Annotated in this window: 14 protein-coding genes; 6 read left to right on the top strand and 8 right to left on the bottom strand. The window is 65.1% G+C overall.

Going from position 1 to position 14,763, the window contains the following annotated elements; all coding sequences use genetic code 11:
* The first annotated feature begins 77 nt into the window (after window positions 1-77).
* Window positions 78-281 (top strand): hypothetical protein, encoded by a 204-nt coding sequence (locus AC3WJD_RS08740; protein ID WP_492746217.1) that lies wholly within the window; start codon window positions 78-80, stop codon window positions 279-281.
* A gap of 100 nt (window positions 282-381) precedes the next feature.
* On the opposite strand, the gene recQ is transcribed toward AC3WJD_RS08740, so the two are convergent.
* The 5 genes from recQ to AC3WJD_RS08715 form a co-directional block, all read right to left on the bottom strand.
* Window positions 382-2,139 carry a DNA helicase RecQ gene (gene recQ / locus AC3WJD_RS08735; protein ID WP_492746216.1) on the bottom strand — a complete coding sequence of 586 codons (1,758 nt, stop codon included), beginning with the start codon at window positions 2,137-2,139 and terminating at the stop codon, window positions 382-384.
* Between the two features lie 117 nt (window positions 2,140-2,256).
* Window positions 2,257-2,655, bottom strand: a complete 399-nt coding sequence (locus AC3WJD_RS08730) for a DUF1801 domain-containing protein (RefSeq protein WP_492746215.1) — start codon at window positions 2,653-2,655, stop codon at window positions 2,257-2,259.
* 59 nt (window positions 2,656-2,714) lie between these two features.
* On the bottom strand, window positions 2,715-3,110 hold the full coding sequence (locus AC3WJD_RS08725; RefSeq protein ID WP_492746214.1) for a DUF1801 domain-containing protein: 396 nt from the start codon (window positions 3,108-3,110) through the stop codon (window positions 2,715-2,717).
* 185 nt (window positions 3,111-3,295) lie between these two features.
* Window positions 3,296-4,414, bottom strand: a complete 1,119-nt coding sequence (locus AC3WJD_RS08720; protein WP_492746213.1) for a thioredoxin family protein — start codon at window positions 4,412-4,414, stop codon at window positions 3,296-3,298.
* Between the two features lie 180 nt (window positions 4,415-4,594).
* Window positions 4,595-6,397 carry an ABCB family ABC transporter ATP-binding protein/permease gene (locus AC3WJD_RS08715; RefSeq protein ID WP_492746212.1) on the bottom strand — a complete coding sequence of 601 codons (1,803 nt, stop codon included), beginning with the start codon at window positions 6,395-6,397 and terminating at the stop codon, window positions 4,595-4,597.
* A gap of 758 nt (window positions 6,398-7,155) precedes the next feature.
* Between AC3WJD_RS08715 and AC3WJD_RS08710 the strand changes: the two genes are divergently transcribed.
* Complete coding sequence (locus AC3WJD_RS08710) at window positions 7,156-8,895, top strand: tetratricopeptide repeat protein (RefSeq protein ID WP_492746211.1); 1,740 nt, start codon at window positions 7,156-7,158, stop codon at window positions 8,893-8,895.
* Between the two features lie 9 nt (window positions 8,896-8,904).
* On the opposite strand, the gene AC3WJD_RS08705 is transcribed toward AC3WJD_RS08710, so the two are convergent.
* Complete coding sequence (locus AC3WJD_RS08705; RefSeq protein WP_492746210.1) at window positions 8,905-10,962, bottom strand: TonB-dependent receptor plug domain-containing protein; 2,058 nt, start codon at window positions 10,960-10,962, stop codon at window positions 8,905-8,907.
* A gap of 187 nt (window positions 10,963-11,149) precedes the next feature.
* Entirely contained in the window at window positions 11,150-12,100 is a 951-nt protein-coding gene (locus AC3WJD_RS08700; RefSeq protein ID WP_492746209.1) for an isopenicillin N synthase family dioxygenase, read from the bottom strand.
* Between the two features lie 307 nt (window positions 12,101-12,407).
* On the opposite strand from AC3WJD_RS08700, the gene AC3WJD_RS08695 reads away from it, so the two are divergent.
* The 4 genes from AC3WJD_RS08695 (at window position 12,408) to AC3WJD_RS08680 (ending at window position 13,919) form a co-directional block, all read left to right on the top strand.
* Entirely contained in the window at window positions 12,408-12,539 is a 132-nt protein-coding gene (locus AC3WJD_RS08695; protein WP_492746208.1) for a hypothetical protein, read from the top strand.
* Between the two features lie 31 nt (window positions 12,540-12,570).
* Entirely contained in the window at window positions 12,571-12,759 is a 189-nt protein-coding gene (locus AC3WJD_RS08690) for a PspC domain-containing protein (RefSeq protein WP_492746207.1), read from the top strand.
* 184 nt (window positions 12,760-12,943) lie between these two features.
* Window positions 12,944-13,489 carry a peroxiredoxin gene (locus AC3WJD_RS08685; RefSeq protein WP_492746206.1) on the top strand — a complete coding sequence of 182 codons (546 nt, stop codon included), beginning with the start codon at window positions 12,944-12,946 and terminating at the stop codon, window positions 13,487-13,489.
* A gap of 94 nt (window positions 13,490-13,583) precedes the next feature.
* The gene (locus tag AC3WJD_RS08680) at window positions 13,584-13,919 is read left to right on the top strand and encodes a PilZ domain-containing protein (RefSeq protein WP_492746205.1); all 336 of its coding nucleotides are present in this window, start codon (window positions 13,584-13,586) and stop codon (window positions 13,917-13,919) included.
* 243 nt (window positions 13,920-14,162) lie between these two features.
* On the opposite strand, the gene AC3WJD_RS08675 is transcribed toward AC3WJD_RS08680, so the two are convergent.
* Complete coding sequence (locus AC3WJD_RS08675; RefSeq protein ID WP_492746204.1) at window positions 14,163-14,753, bottom strand: DUF3800 domain-containing protein; 591 nt, start codon at window positions 14,751-14,753, stop codon at window positions 14,163-14,165.
* Window positions 14,754-14,763: the final 10 nt, after the last annotated feature.

The raw sequence follows: 14,763 nt of genomic DNA, 5'->3' as shown, positions 1-14,763 counted from the left end.
ATGCCGCGACAGCGGCCGGAAGCCACGCATGGCCCGGCTTGCCGTCGCGGGATTTTTCGTTTTGGGTCTCCGCCGCCATGCGAAGCGTTTCCGACAGCATATCCGTCCGCCTCTATCACCTTGACGGCGAGGCCGAGGGTGGCGCTGCGACGACGCTGTTCTATGGCTCGCTCGCCGAAGCACTCGAGATCGCCGCGCGCCAGCCCGCCGAGATACAGGAAGGTCTGTTCATCGCGACCGACAACGATGTGGTCGCCTATCTCGACCTGATCGGGGAGTAGTCGCAGTGCTCCTGCGAAAGCAGGAGCCCATCTGTCCTGTGGCGCCACCGCTTCCGTCATGGGCTCCGGGTCAAGCCCGGAGCACAAACTTGGATCGATCCTACCCCGCCTCGAGCACGACCTCGACGAACGCCTCGCCATAGGCCTCGAGCTTGCGGAGCCCGATGCCCGAAATCCCCGCCATCTCGTCGAGGCTCCGCGGCCGCACCTGCGCGATCTCGCGCAGCGTCGAATCGTGGAAGATCACATAGGGCGGCACATCCGCCGCCTGCGCGAGCTCGCGGCGCTTCGCACGCAGCGCCTCGAACAGCGGGTCGCCGATCGGGTTGGCTTCCGTATAACGCCTGCGTCGTTCGCGGCGCGACGGCAGCACCAGCCGCACCGATGTCTCGCCCTTGAGCACTGCGCGCGCCTCGGGGCCGAGCTCGAGCCCGCCATGCTCGTTGGTCCTGAGCGCATCACGCACGAGCAGCGCACGAGAGACGGGCTTGATCAGCGCGGTCTCCTCGCCGTCGACGATGCCGAAAACAGAGAGCGCGTCATGCCCGCGCTGGCGCACCTTGTCGCTGGACTGGCCCGTAAGCACCGCCTCGATATGCCCGACGCCGAAGCTCTGCCCCGTGCGATAGACCGCCGACAGGAATTTGCGCGCGGTCTCGGTGGCGTCGATCGCGTTGGGAGGCGTCAGGCAATGGTCGCAATTGCCGCAGTGTTCGGGGGGCTGCTCGCCGAAATGGCGCAGCAGGAGCTGGCGCCGGCACCCCGCGGTCTCGACGAGCGCGCCCAGCGCCGCGAGTCGCGTCCGCTCGCCCGGCTGGCGATCGGGTTCCATCTCGTCGATGCGCTGGCGCTGGCGCACGAAATCCTCGGCGCCCCAGAAGAGGTGCGCCTGAGCGGGCTCACCGTCGCGCCCAGCACGTCCCGTCTCCTGATAATAGGCCTCGATCGACTTGGGCATCGCGGCGTGCGCGACGAAGCGGACATCGGGCTTGTCGATCCCCATGCCGAAGGCGATCGTCGCGACCATCACCATATCCTCCGAGGCCACAAAATCATGCTGGTTGCGCGCGCGCTCCTCCGCCGAAAGCCCGGCATGATAGATCCGCACGGGCCGTCCGGTGCCGCCCAGCATCTCGGCAATCCGCTCGGTCCCAGTGCGCGTCGGCGCATAGACGATCCCCGGCCCCGGCTCGGCCGCAAGCACCGCGGCAAGCTGCTGCCGCAGCCCCTGGCGTGGGGTCATCGCATAGCGGATATTCTCGCGGTCGAAGCCCGCGACGATCAGTCCGCCCTCGGGAATGCCGAGCTGGACGAGGATGTCGGCACGGGTATGCGCATCAGCGGTGGCGGTGAGCGCAAGCCGCGGCACCTCGGGAAAGTCGTCAAGCATCGGCCTGAGCAGCCGGTAATCGGGCCGGAAATCATGCCCCCATTCGGAGACGCAATGCGCCTCGTCGATCGCGAACAGCGCGATCCGGCTCTCGCGGAGCAGGCTGCGAAATCCTTCACCCGAAGCGCGCTCGGGCGCTACATAGAGCAGGTCGAGTTCGCCGTTCCGGAACCGTGCCAGCGTCTCGGCGCGGTTGTCGTCGACCGAGGTCAGCGTCGCCGCGCGAATCCCGATGGCGGTCGCGGCGCGCAACTGGTCGTGCATCAGCGCGATCAGCGGCGAGACGACGATGCAGGTCCCTTCGAGCGCGAGCGCGGGCAGCTGATAGCAAAGTGACTTCCCCGCCCCCGTCGGCATCACCGCCAGCGTCCGCGCACCGCCAAGCACGCGATCGACCACCGCGCGCTGAACGCCGCGAAACGCCGGGAATCCGAATGTCTGGTGGAGGATCGCTTCAGGGGACTGCATCGGGTCACTTAACCGGCGTGCACGTTACGGCGAACCCTTTTTTTCGGGGCTCGGCCCATTCTGGACACCGCAACCCGATTCAGCCGTCAACGCACGCGCCCTCGCACTACTCCTCGATCAACCGCTGCCCCGCGATGTGTTCAGCGCCACGGCCGCGCGCACAAGCGCCTTAAGGGCAGCCTCGTCGACCTCCTCGCCCTCCTGGAAATCGATGGCGCGCCGGGTATTGCCATCGAGGCTGGAATTGAACAGGCCCATCGGGTCATCCAGCGCGGCGCCCTTGGCAAAGGTCATCTTGACGACCTTCTTGTAGGTCTCGCCGGTGCAGAGCATCCCGTCATGATACCACACCGGAACGCCACGCCATTTCCACTCCTCGACAACCTCCGGGTCGGCCTGTTTGATCAGGGTGCGGAGCCGGGAAAGCATCTCGCCCCGCCAGTCCCCCAGCTCTTCGATCCGTTCGTCGATCATCTGCGACGGGGATTTCTCCGTTTGGCGCGCGCTCTTGCTCATGATGTCTCTCTCCACTGCTCTCGTGCCTGCCAGGCCAAACCTGGGAACCGTTGCATCCGCTACGGGATCCAGCCCGGCAGTTCCGAAGCCTGCCTGATCCAGCCCGCCACGAGTTCTTCGTCGATCGGCTCGTTCTCGTGAATATGGAAGTAGCGCGTATGCTGGTCCTTGGATTCGACCGGAGGCAAGGGTTGCAGGGCGGCGCCGCGAAAGAACGCCACCTTGATGTAGCTGGTGAAGCAATGCACGCCGAGGAACCAGCCTTGCCCCTCCGTTCCGTATAGCGGCGAGTTCCATTTGACCGCCTTGCGCACGCCCGGCACGGTGCGCTCGATGAGCGCATCGAGGCGGCGCCCGACATCGCTTTTCCAGCCGGGCATCGCCGCGATATAGGCCTGTACGGGGGCGTCACCGTCACCCTTCGCGATTTGGGGGTTGCCGCCCGAGAGGAGCACCCGTTTCGCACGGCCGTCCCTGGCTGCAGCCTTCCCCGCGATCCTTTTCGATCCTCCGGACGTTTTCCCGACCATCACGCTCGTTCACATGCGCCGAGGCGCCCCCGCAGCCCATCCAGCAGCGCAGACGGATACAGGCCTATCAGCAGGAGAAAGCACACTTTTGTCGCTGGTGCCCACTCGGGTTAGCCGAATGTGAAGGAATAGGCTTTGACACCCGGATCGAGGAACTCGATCTGGAACGTCCGATCCCCGACCGGGCCACCCTGACGCACCAGCTGGTAGAGCCGGTCTTCCCGCACCTCTCCCAACCCACTGGGATCGATGTCGACGCCATGGTCAGCGCCGGGCGCCGCGCCGTCGATCGTGACCCGAAATCTGATCGGCCGACCGTCCGGTGCGTTGCCCATGACGAGGTGGAGATCCCGCGCATGAAAGCGGAATCGGATGGTGCCCGATGCCGCGTCGAGGGCTGCCGACTCTCCGCCAATCGTCCACTGTCCCCCAAGGCTCCACTGATTGAGGGTCAGCGTCGACACGGGCTGATAGAATTTGGAGGCATCTTTTTTCGCACCGCCATCGGAAACGAAGCGCTCGGCCTGGCGATACCCAACATATGTCTCCGGTGTGCGCAGGTCAGCCCAGTCGGGCGCTGCCTCGATTCCCTCGCCTTCGACATGCGAGATCGATGCATTCGCGGTGTCTGCGCCCGCTTCGGCGAGCAGCTGCTGGATCAGCCTTTCGGATTCGGCGTAGTCGCCTTCGCCGAACTTGGGCGCGTGAACCTTGCCCCTGGCATCGATGAAGTAAAAGGCGGGCCAGGCCTGATTGTTGAAGCCCCGCCAGATGCCGAAGCTGTTGTCCTGCACCACAGGATAGGTGATCGCGTGTGTCGTGGTCGCCTGCCGGACGCGATCAGGATCATGCTCGAAACCGAATTCGGGCGCGTGCACCCCGATCACCACGAGCCCTTGCTTGCCGTATCTTTCGGCCCAGGCGCGGAGATAGGGAAGCGGGCGCAGTGAGTTGATGCACGAATAGGTCCAGAAGTTCACCAGCACGACCTTGCCGCGCAGATCCGCTGCGGTAAGCGGCTTGGTGTTGAGCCACTGAGCCCCTTGCGGAAGCGAGGAAAGAGGATTTTCGGTCGCGCCGCCCAGCGCCGCGATCGCAAGCGAATTGAGAGTCAGCTGCGGTTTTCCTGCGGCTTCGTGATAGGCATTGCCCGCCGCAAAGCAGCCGACGACTGCGGTGGTGACGGCGGCACCGCCGAGAACGTTCTTCCAAATTTTTCGTAGGGTCATGCGTGTTGGTCCCATGGATCGCAACGACGATGGCGGCTCTCCGTTCGGCGAATCACCACAATGTTCGCCGGTTCGATTCCCGGCATATTGACGCGCTGGTCGACCTGACCGGTCGTTCAGGAATGAAGGTAGGGATCGTCCCTAATGGCTGCAACCGGGTGAAAGCGACCCGTTCGACGCTCACGCCTCTTCCATCTCGCGCTCGGAGGCCTGGCGCGCCCACATTTCGGCGTAGAGCCCTTTCTTGCGCAACAGCGCCCGGTGCGTGCCGCGCTCGACGACGCGCCCCGCCTCAAGCACGACGATCTCGTCGGCATCGACGACGGTCGACAGGCGGTGCGCGATGACGATCGTCGTGCGCTTCGCCGCGACCGCGCTCAGGGTGGACTGGATCTCGGCCTCGGTGCGGCTGTCGAGCGCGCTCGTCGCTTCGTCGAGGATCAGGATCGGCGGGTTCTTGAGCAAGGTGCGCGCGATCGCGACGCGCTGCTTCTCGCCGCCCGAGAGCTTCAGGCCGCGCTCGCCGACCTTGGCGGCATAGCCATCGGGCAAGCTCTCGATGAAATGCGCGATCGAGGCCCCGCGCGCCGCCGCCTCGATCTCCGCCTGGATCGCGCCGTCGCGGCCATAGCCGATATTGTACCCGATCGTGTCGTTGAACAGCACGGTGTCCTGCGGAACGATCCCGATCTCGGCGCGCAGCGAGCGTTGCGTGACCTGGGCAACATCCTGCCCGTCGATCAGGATGCGCCCGCCCGTCACGTCGTAGAAGCGGAAGAGCAGCCGTGCGAGCGTCGACTTGCCCGCCCCCGATGGGCCGACCACCGCGAGCGTGCCGCCGGGTGCGACCTCGAAGCTGACGCCCTTCAGGATCGGGCGTTCGGGATCATAGGCGAAGGAGACATTTTCGAAGGCCAGCCGTCCCTCGGTGACCAGCAGTTTCGGGGCGCCGGGTGCGTCGGTGACCTCGGCCGCGGTGTCGACCAGCGAAAACATCGCATCCATGTCGATCAGTCCCTGACGCACGGTGCGATAGACCATGCCGAGCAGGTCCAGCGGCCGGAAGAGCTGCGCGAGCAGCGTATTGACCAGCACCACGTCGCCCGTGGTGAAGCGGCCGGTGCTCCAGCCCCAGACGGTATAGGCCATCGCGCCCGCCATCATCAGGTTGGTGATCAGCGACTGGCCGACATTGAGGATGGCGAGCGAGGTCTCGTTCTTCACCGCGGCATTGGCATAGGCCTGCACCGCGCGGCCATAGCGCTGCGCCTCGAGCGCCTCGGCGTTGAAATACTTCACGGTCTCGTAATTGAGCAGCGAATCCACCGCGCGCGCGACCGCACCGGTGTCGAGATCGTTCATCTGCTCGCGCAGCTTGGCGCGCCAGTCGGTCACCGCGCGCGTGAACCAGATATAGGCAATGACCATCGCCAGCGTCGCCGCGACCAGCCCGAAGCCGAACTTGATCTGAAAGATCACCACGACCGCGGTCAGTTCGATCACCGTCGGCGCGATGTTGAAGAGCAGGAAATAGAGCATCACGTCGATACTCTTGGTCCCGCGCTCGACCACCTTGGTCACCGCGCCGGTGCGGCGTTCAAGATGGAAGCGCAGCGACAGCCCGTGGAGATGCTCGAAGACATTGGCCGACAGGCGGCGCGTTGCGTCCTGGCCGACGCGCTCGAAAATCGCATTGCGCAGATTGTCGAACAATACCCCGCCGAAACGCGCCGCGGCATAGGCGATCACCAGCGCGACCGCGAGCGCGACCGCTGGCTCCATGCCCGGGGCCATCCGGTCGACAGCTGCCTTGTACGCAAAAGGCATTGCGAGCGTCGCGCCCTTGGCGACGAGCACGAGCAACAGCGCCACGACGACACGCATCCTCAGCGCGGGGTCGCGCGCGGGCCAGAGATAGGGAAGGAAGCGCCTCAGTGGCGCGAAGCCAGTGGCGGGAAGCGTGCTGTCAGCAATCGGTGGCATTGCCTCAATCTAGGGGGTGCGGCGCGCAGCGCCAACCGCCAAGGCGCGTGACGATCATGGGGGCACGGCCTGACAGGGCTGTCAGGCGATCTCCTGAACCGGCGGCGGAAAAATGTGGGGATTGCCGCCGCCGGCTCAGGTACGATCGCGGCCGCAAGCTGCACATCGCCCTGTGGGGATCGGGCTTGGCATTGCAGCGTCGCGCAACCACGCGCATCAGCATCGCGACCCACCCGCTGGGCTGCAGACGTGACCAGAAACGCCTGCCACCGCTGACGCGCGGGAGTTCGATACCGGACCGAAGAAAATACGCCCTCCGACCGACAATGTTTGTCCCATATGGCCGATGCGGCCGGGAGTTTCAGACCGTCTCAAAGCGTTACGTGCGCACGCCGATGGGATGGTGCGGTGGCGGCGCGATCGTCGGGGGAGTGGCGGTCGGCGCAGTTGCCCACCGCATGGACACCCTGCCGTCCATGTTTTGGCACTGATCCACTAATCCAGTAAAATCGTTTTTTCACAGTGTATTATATATCAGACGATCGCCCCAGTACGGTGTTGAAGCGCCGCTGCACGCGCGGTCTGCAACGGCGGATTCCGCGTCAACTGGCGATAATGTTGGATATGGTTGCGATTTCATTCGGCACGTCCCGTAACCCGTGATAAGCGAACGCATGTAACGTGGCAGGACAAACCAATTAACCGTTACATGAAGGATCGAGCAGAATTGGGGCGACAGCGGGCGTTGGGGATCAGCGATGACGCTTGATGCAAAGGCGTCGAGCGACGGGCTTGCCCATGGGCGAATCCTGTCCGAGCTCGAGGCGATCTTCCAGTCGGCCGAATTCGAGCGCTCGCCGGTGATGCGACGGCTGCTCGCCTTTCTGGTGCGCACGACGCTGGCGGGCGGCGGCGACGAGCTCAAAGCCTATGCGGTCGCGGTCGACGGGCTCGGCCGCGATCCCGATTTCGATTCGCAATCCGACAGCTATCCGCGCGTCCAGGTTGGCCGGCTCCGCAAGATGCTCGACAGCTATTACGCCCAGGCGCCGTCGAGCGATGGCGTGCGGCTGCACATAAAGCCCGGCGGCTATCGCGTCCATTTCAGCCAGGCCGAAAATGAGGCGCCGGGAAGGGCGTCCGACGACAGCGGGCATGGCGGCGCGCTTCCCGCGACCGACGCGGCCGCCCCACCCCGTGGCGCGGAGCGCCCCGCGGTGCCGTGGCGCGGGGTGCTGACGCGAACGCGCCTGATCGTCGGGATGGTCGCGCTGATGCTGATCACCGCGTCGGTCGCCGCGGCGTGGTGGATCAGCGCAGGTGCGAGACGTGAACCGCAACCTACCCCCGTGCTGGAGATCCGGCGGATTTCCTCGGTCGGGAGCCCCGAGGCCGTCGCACTTGCACGCCGCGTCGAGGCTGTGCTGGGCGTCGCGCTGCACCGGTCCTGGGTCGTGCGCGTCACGACGCCCGAAACCAACAGGCAAAACAGCCACGCCGTACGCCCCAGCTATCGCCTGACCGGTCAGGTCAACGCCGGCCCAGGCTTTAGCGGGCGGCGACTGTTCCTGACCTTGTGGGATCTCGATCAGGGCGCGCAGCTATGGTCGGAGATGGTGCCGCTTCCCGACGATGACAGCTCGCTTCGCTCCGTCATGACCCCGGTTGTCTCGACTCTGATCAATGCCTTTGGCGTGATCGCGACCGACCAGCGTGCCCAGCGCCCGAACGGCGAGCGCTCGACCTATGCGTGCATGCTCGATTTCGACCTCTACTTCCGCGATCGCGATCCCGCGCTGCGCCCGCGCGTCCGCGGTTGCGTCGCCGACGCGATCCGGCGCGAACCGCTGAACGCGACCGCGCTGGCGGCGGCGTCTTTCCTCGAGTTCGATTTCTCGATCGGCGGGGGCACCGCGGCCTCGCACCAGCGCGGCGCCGAGTTGGCGCGCCGGGCGGTTGCCGCCGACCCCTATAATGCCGACGCGCAGGTTGCCGACGCGCGCGCGGCCTTCATCGCGGGCCAGTGCGGCCGTGGCAAGGATATCGCCAATCGCGCGATCGCGCTCAACGCCTATGATCCGGAAAATCTCGGGCTGCTCGGCTTCCTGCTCTATCAGTGCGACGATCCCGATGCGGGGGCTTTGCTCGACAGCGCGCGCATGCTCGACAACGAACTGCCGCCTTTCTACACCGTGGCGCAGTTGCTGTCGCTGATCGAGCATGGCCGCAACGACGACGCTCTTCGCATTGCCGACACGATCCGGCCGCCCGGCCAGGGCATGTCCGCGCAATATGAGCTGGTTCGGCTGATCGCCAGTGCGCAGCGCGGTGACCAGGCAAGGGCGCGGCAGCACTGGAAGCGGATCATCGCGAGCCGCAAGGTGAAGTCCGCTGAGCCCGACGCGATCCTCAGCCAGTATTTCTACTCGCCCAAGTTCCGCAAGAAGGTGCTGCGCTACCTGACCGAACAGGGCGTCATCGCGCCCGCGCACGGTTGATCGCGCACATCAGACGCTGCCGCGCAGGGTGAAGCTGAAGATCGGTCCCCAGGTGCGCGACCGCTCCTCATAGACCGACAGCGGGCCCGTCCGCCGCCCGTCATAGATGTAGCGGTACAGGCGCTCGTCGGAATCGAGCAGATTGGACACGCCGGCGCGCAGCGTTAGCCCCGCCAGATCCTTGTGTTCGACGAAAACGCCGAGGTCGGCGGGTGCGGTGAGGAAGCGCAGATACTGATCGAGGCGGAAGCCCGCGGTCTGCCGATAGTGGCTGAATTCGACCCCCCAGGCCCAATCGGTATCGGGAACGTCGTGGCGGAAATTCGCGATGAGCTCATGCGCCAGATCCTCGCTGATCGGCCGCTTCTCGCCCGTCAGTGGATCGCGCAGCCGACTGCGCCTGAACGACAGGTCCAGATCGAGCTTGGCGCCCTTCCAGCCGAGCGGATCGAGGTTGAAGGTGCTGTTCCAGTCAAGGCCGATGACCGTCGCGCGATCGAGGTTGCCGGGCGCCTCCCCGGAGTCGTCAATCGGTATCTGCGCGACAACGTCGCTGATCAGCCGCGCATAGGCCCGCGCCTTGATCGAGCCATAGGCGCCGAGGCTGCGGGTGAGCTCGACCTCGCCATCCCAACTCTGCGGCGGGCGGAGATTGGGGTTGGCGCTGTTCTGCGTCCCGCCGCTGACATTCACCGAGGCCGCGAAATCGTAGAAGTTGAGCTGGCCGACCGCGCGTTCGATCCGCGCGCTGACATCGAGCCGCGGGCTCGCTTTCCAAGCAAGCGACACGAAGCCCTTGGGGCGGTAGAAGGTGCGCGTCAGCCCGTTATCGCCGCTCTGGGCGAGGCGCGAATATTCGGCACCGATCGAGCTCTGAAGCGTCAGCCCGGACGCGATCGCGCGGCCATAGCTCAGCGCGAGGTCGGCACGCTTCTCCTCGATCTCCAGCGTGGCCCCGGGCAAGGGCACGGGCCGGAACACGCCCGCCGCATCGAGTTCCGCAAGCGCAGCGACGGTATCGAGCGTGTTGATCGCGCCCTCGCCCGCCAACTGCCAGTCGGCATCGCCGCCGCGCCAGCGATACTCGCCGCGCAGGATCGATTCGCCCTCATCGGTATCGCGATTGAACTGCGTGCCCGTTGCGGGCCGGCCGTCGGCGAAGGTGGTGACGACGCTCTGTCGCTGTGGGCTGCGTTCGAACCGCCGCAGGCCGATCAGCTTGAGGCGGCCGCCCGCGAGCGCGAAATCATAGTCACCCCCGACCTCGTAATTCCATTCACGCTCGCGGTCGCGGAAATCGCGCTGGCGATCGACGGTGCCGGGAAAGCTGCGCAGCGATTCTTCGTGGGCGGAGAATATGAACCGCTCATAAGCCAGGTTGAGATTGGCGATCGATCCGCCCGCGGTCTGGTATTTGAGCGTCGCCGCGGCGCGGGGCGTATCTTCATACCAGTTGAGCGTTTCGTCACGCAGGTCCGCCAGCGCGCCATTGCCGTCGAGCGCGAATTCGGGGCCATTGTTGCCGAGCCGTTGCGAGGTGTTACCGAGGCTGAGCGTGTAGTCGAGCACACCGCTGCGCCCCGTCACCGAAATTTCGCCATCCAGCAGGCGCGGCTCGGTCTGGCGCGTCCGGAATTGCGGGCTCCAGCGGAAATTGCCGCTGAGACCGTCGACCGAGGTGATGATGTTGGCGACCTGCCCCGAAAGGCCGGGCACGTTGAGCGTGGCACCCTCGACGATCTCGATACGCACGACATCGCGCGCGTTGATCCGGCCGAGTGCGGCCTCGGTATCATTGGTCTTGCCCGAAATGCGCTTGCCGTCGATCAGGATATTGCCCGTGGCCTGGCCGAAGCCACGGCGATCGTCATCGCTTGCCCGGATCGCGAATCCCGGAATCTCGCGCACCATGTCGAGCGCCGATTTGGGCGCAAAACGCGCAAAATCGGCGGCGGCATAGACCTGCTTCCCATTGGCAGGCGCCGCGACGGGTGGCGCGGCCTGTGCTTCTGCGTCCTGCGCGCTAAGCTGCGCGGGCGTGACGAGCGCAACGCCGCACAGCCCCATGACAATCCCGCTACGTCGCGATCCGCGGCGACTATCCCCTCGCACAATATCCCTCCCCGATAGCGTTTGCGCTCAATCGGGGGTTCGGGATCGTTTCGCGCGCGTCATTCGACCGGAACGAGAATTCCGTCGACAAACGTACCTGTCCGAAATCGGACGAAATGCGCGCTGTACGCTGTGCGCGGGACTATTTGATCAGGCCGATCTCGCGCAGACGCTGGAACAGGTATTCGTCCGCGGTGATCGATTGGGGATAGCGATCGGGTCGCTCCGCGCTGATGCAGCCTGGCAGCGTCCTGATCTCGAAATCGGGTCGCAGATGGAGGAAGAAGGGCATCGAATAGCGCGGCACGCCGCGGCGCTCGACGGGCGGGTTGACGACGCGATGCGTGGTCGAGGGCAGCACATGGTTGGTCAGCCGCTGGAGCATGTCGCCAACATTGACCACCATCGCACCTTCGGGCGGCGCGATCGGCAGCCAGCGGCCGTCGCGGTCGAGCAGTTGCAGCCCCGCTTCCTCGGCGCCCAGCAGCAGCGTGATCAGGTTGATGTCCTCGTGCGCCCCCGCGCGGACACCGGGTGCATCGGGCGATACCGGCGGATAGTGCAGGAGGCGCAGCACACTGTTGCCGTTTTCGACGGGATCGACAAACCAGTCGGGCGCCAGCCGCAGATGGCGCGCGATCGCCGACAGCAAGCGTGCGCCGACACGGTCGAACTCCGCGAAAAGCGTGGTGAAGGTCTCGCGAAAGCCCTCGGGCCGGTCGGGCCAGAGATTGTCGGGCATCGTCGCGCGATAGCGATGACCTTCGGGCAGGTCGCGGCCGACATGCCAGAATTCCTTGAGGTCGTGCTGGCTGGCGTCCTTGGCGATCTCAAGCCCAAAGGGTGTGTATCCGCGTGCGCCGCCCTGGCCGGGCACATGGAACTGCTTTTTGTAATCGAGCGGCTGGTCGAAGAATGCCTTGGTCTGCGCCCAGGCGCGATCGATCAGCGCCTGATCGATCCCGTGATCAGCGATCACCGCAAAGCCGTAGCGCTCGAACGAAGCGCCGAAGTCGCGCGCGAAGCCCTCGGGATCGCGCTGATCCTGCAGGAGCGAAAGCGGCGGGACGGCGGAAACGGGCGTATCAAGCATTGCGGGCGACTCTTCCGGTTTGAAAGCCCGTTCTTAGCGCCCGCCGCCGCGCACGAACAGGGGCATCGGCCGGCCGCGCCGATGGCACTGATGCACACCGATCTCGATTTTGCTCCGCGCCGATGTCGGCGCGCTGAAGGCAGATTTTTCGCAAAGACGGTAAATTGCACTAATAATTGGGATTTAACACCTTACGACTTTTTACGATATCACGGTTTTTCACCGGAAATCGCAATTGGCACGCTTTCTGCAATCCCGGATGCATCTTCGTTCGATGGTCGGACGAAGCGATACAGGGACCAAGACAATGACCGTCAATTTTGAAAATCTGCAGCGTGCGACCCTTTCGGTTTTCGGTGCGCTTCTGCTCGCAACCGTGTTCGTCGGCACCGCCGTCGTTCCCGCTGAAGCCGTCACCGCCGCCCAGACCGTGCGCTGACCACTACACACAAGAACAGGGATTGCACACAATGTACGTTCCTTACGCGCTCGACAAAGGCAATGCGAGGATCATGGGCGTCTGCGCCGGCTTCGCCCGGTCGAGCGGCATCGATGTCATGATCGTCCGGATCGCGCTGGTGCTCGCGACGGTATTCGCGCTCGGCCCCGTCGCCATCCTCGCCTATCTGCTGGTGGGCTGGCTCGCCAGCGAAGGCTGACCGATCGTGATCAACCCGGCCGCCCCACGCTCGACGGCCGGGTCGGCAAGCGAAATGCGGTTGCCCTCGCGGCGCCCGTAACATCGAATCCGGTTTTCGCTTTCATCGGAGGCGCACGCCGCTTTCCCATCGCACGATCGCGCATTAGACTGGCGTGAAACCCAATCGCCAAGGATATCGTGCCATGAGGACCCCGCTTGCCGCGTTCGCGCTGACCTGTTTTGCGGCTACGCCGCTCTCCGCCCTTGCCGCGTTGCCCGTGGGGGCCAAGGCGCCGGCCATCGACACCCAGGCATCGCTTGCGGGCAAGCCGTTTTCCTTCAGCCTCGCCAGCGCGCTGAAGAAGGGGCCCGTCGTCCTCTATTTCTATCCCGCCGCCTTCACCCAGGGCTGCACGATCGAGGCGCATGAATTTGCCGAGGCAACCGAAGACTTCCGCAAGGCGGGCGCGACCGTGATCGGCATTTCGGCCGACAATATCGACACGCTCAACCGCTTCTCTCGCGAGGCGTGCCGTGACAAGTTCGCGGTGGCGGCGGCGAGCTCCGCGACGATCAAGGCCTATGACGTCGTTTTCGACAAGCGTCCCAACCTGTCGAACCGCACCTCCTATGTGATCGCACCCGATGGCAAGATCATCTATGTCCATTCGGACCTGTCGCCCCAGCACCATGTCAAAAACACGCTGGCCGCGGTGCGTTCATGGCAAGCGAAGCACGCGCGCCGCTGATCGGCCGCCGGCGACCGTGATTCACCATGGCCGCTTACGCTTCTTAAACCCTGTCTGGTGCATGAGGATTCGGGATTGCAGGAGGGTTCGAAACATGCCCCCGATCGATCGGATGACGCCCGCCACGGATCATGATGCGCGCCGCGTCGAGCGCGTCAGCGTCAGGATACATGCGGGCGTGCGCGAACAGTCCACACATCGGCTTGCCGCGGATCTGACCGATCTGTCGGCTACCGGGTTCCGGCTCGTCACGACGGCCGCGCTCCAGGTCGGGTCGCGGATCTTCGTGACGCTGCCCGGACTTGGCGGGCTCGAATCGGTGGTCGAATGGCGCGAGCGCGATGTTTACGGCTGTTCCTTCGTCCACCCACTGCATCCTTCGGTGCGCGATCACCTCGCCAGCCGTTTCGCCGCCCCCGAATCCCGATGAGCCAAGCCTAGTGAATGGGGGAACGCCGCGCGTTTCCTCCGCCAGGCTGTGTGCGCAAAAGGCGTTGGATCGATCGGCCCTGAAAACAGGTAAGCCCCGTCGCTTTCGCGGCGGGGCTCCCTAGACGGCTCTTTCCGTAAAGGTCGGAGCCAGTCATATCGCTCTTTCTTTCGATCGAGCAGGTACAGAACGGGTGAGCCCGAGACGGGTTCCGCATTGCGTCAAAAAAATTTCACGAAACCTTCATCCCAGCGTCCGCAGACGGACAATGCCGTCCGCCATGAAGGGCGCGAGGATGCGGCGAATGCGTTCGGCGCGCTCGGAGGAGATCGCCAGATTGAAGACCGAGTTGGCGATGACGTCGGCGATCTGCACGCCAGCCGAGCGGCGGCTGTCCTCGAGCCGCGCGCGACCGCAGGTACCGAGCAGCGCGGCGATGTCCTGGCGCACAAGGCCAAGCGTGGCGGCGTCGTAGCGCCCGTCGTCGATGATCACTTCGGCACAGCCCGCGGTTTCGGGCAGCCATGCCGAAACCACATCCTCGAGCAACGCGGCATAGGCCTTGAGATCGCGATCCTTCTCGCCCGGCACCCCGGGAATACGGTCGGCGCGGAGCTGCGCGACGATCGCGCGCCCGCCGAAGCGCGCGAGCAATTCGCAGAACAGGCCGCGCTCGACCAGCGAGATACGGCTGCCCTTCATCTCGCCGCGGATGCCGGTGACCGCCTTGAAGCGCTTGAGGAGCGCGTCGGCGGCGTCGGCTTCGATCGATACCCCGGCGAAGACCATCGCGCCTGCCGATGTTCCGCCGCTTTCGTCGCAATAGATGGGCATCCATTCCCCC

It is taken from the genome of Sphingobium sp. FW306-1B-F04DB (genome assembly GCF_058781925.1).
Note: the sequence above shows the minus strand (reverse complement) of the source record. Positions and strands in the feature narration are given on the sequence as shown.

What these genes read in the sequence shown, in the direction of transcription:
- AC3WJD_RS08740 (WP_492746217.1), top strand. Translation starts at nt 78, where the DNA reads ATGCGAAGCGTTTCCGACAGCATATCCGTCCGCCTCTATCACCTTGAC.
- recQ (WP_492746216.1), bottom strand. Translation starts at nt 2,139, where the DNA reads ATGCAGTCCCCTGAAGCGATCCTCCACCAGACATTCGGATTCCCGGCG.
- AC3WJD_RS08730 (WP_492746215.1), bottom strand. Translation starts at nt 2,655, where the DNA reads ATGAGCAAGAGCGCGCGCCAAACGGAGAAATCCCCGTCGCAGATGATC.
- AC3WJD_RS08720 (WP_492746213.1), bottom strand. Translation starts at nt 4,414, where the DNA reads ATGACCCTACGAAAAATTTGGAAGAACGTTCTCGGCGGTGCCGCCGTC.
- AC3WJD_RS08715 (WP_492746212.1), bottom strand. Translation starts at nt 6,397, where the DNA reads ATGCCACCGATTGCTGACAGCACGCTTCCCGCCACTGGCTTCGCGCCA.
- AC3WJD_RS08710 (WP_492746211.1), top strand. Translation starts at nt 7,156, where the DNA reads ATGACGCTTGATGCAAAGGCGTCGAGCGACGGGCTTGCCCATGGGCGA.
- AC3WJD_RS08705 (WP_492746210.1), bottom strand. Translation starts at nt 10,962, where the DNA reads ATGGGGCTGTGCGGCGTTGCGCTCGTCACGCCCGCGCAGCTTAGCGCG.
- AC3WJD_RS08700 (WP_492746209.1), bottom strand. Translation starts at nt 12,100, where the DNA reads ATGCTTGATACGCCCGTTTCCGCCGTCCCGCCGCTTTCGCTCCTGCAG.
- AC3WJD_RS08695 (WP_492746208.1), top strand. Translation starts at nt 12,408, where the DNA reads ATGACCGTCAATTTTGAAAATCTGCAGCGTGCGACCCTTTCGGTTTTC.
- AC3WJD_RS08690 (WP_492746207.1), top strand. Translation starts at nt 12,571, where the DNA reads ATGTACGTTCCTTACGCGCTCGACAAAGGCAATGCGAGGATCATGGGC.
- AC3WJD_RS08685 (WP_492746206.1), top strand. Translation starts at nt 12,944, where the DNA reads ATGAGGACCCCGCTTGCCGCGTTCGCGCTGACCTGTTTTGCGGCTACG.
- AC3WJD_RS08680 (WP_492746205.1), top strand. Translation starts at nt 13,584, where the DNA reads ATGCCCCCGATCGATCGGATGACGCCCGCCACGGATCATGATGCGCGC.
- AC3WJD_RS08675 (WP_492746204.1), bottom strand. Translation starts at nt 14,753, where the DNA reads ATGCCCATCTATTGCGACGAAAGCGGCGGAACATCGGCAGGCGCGATG.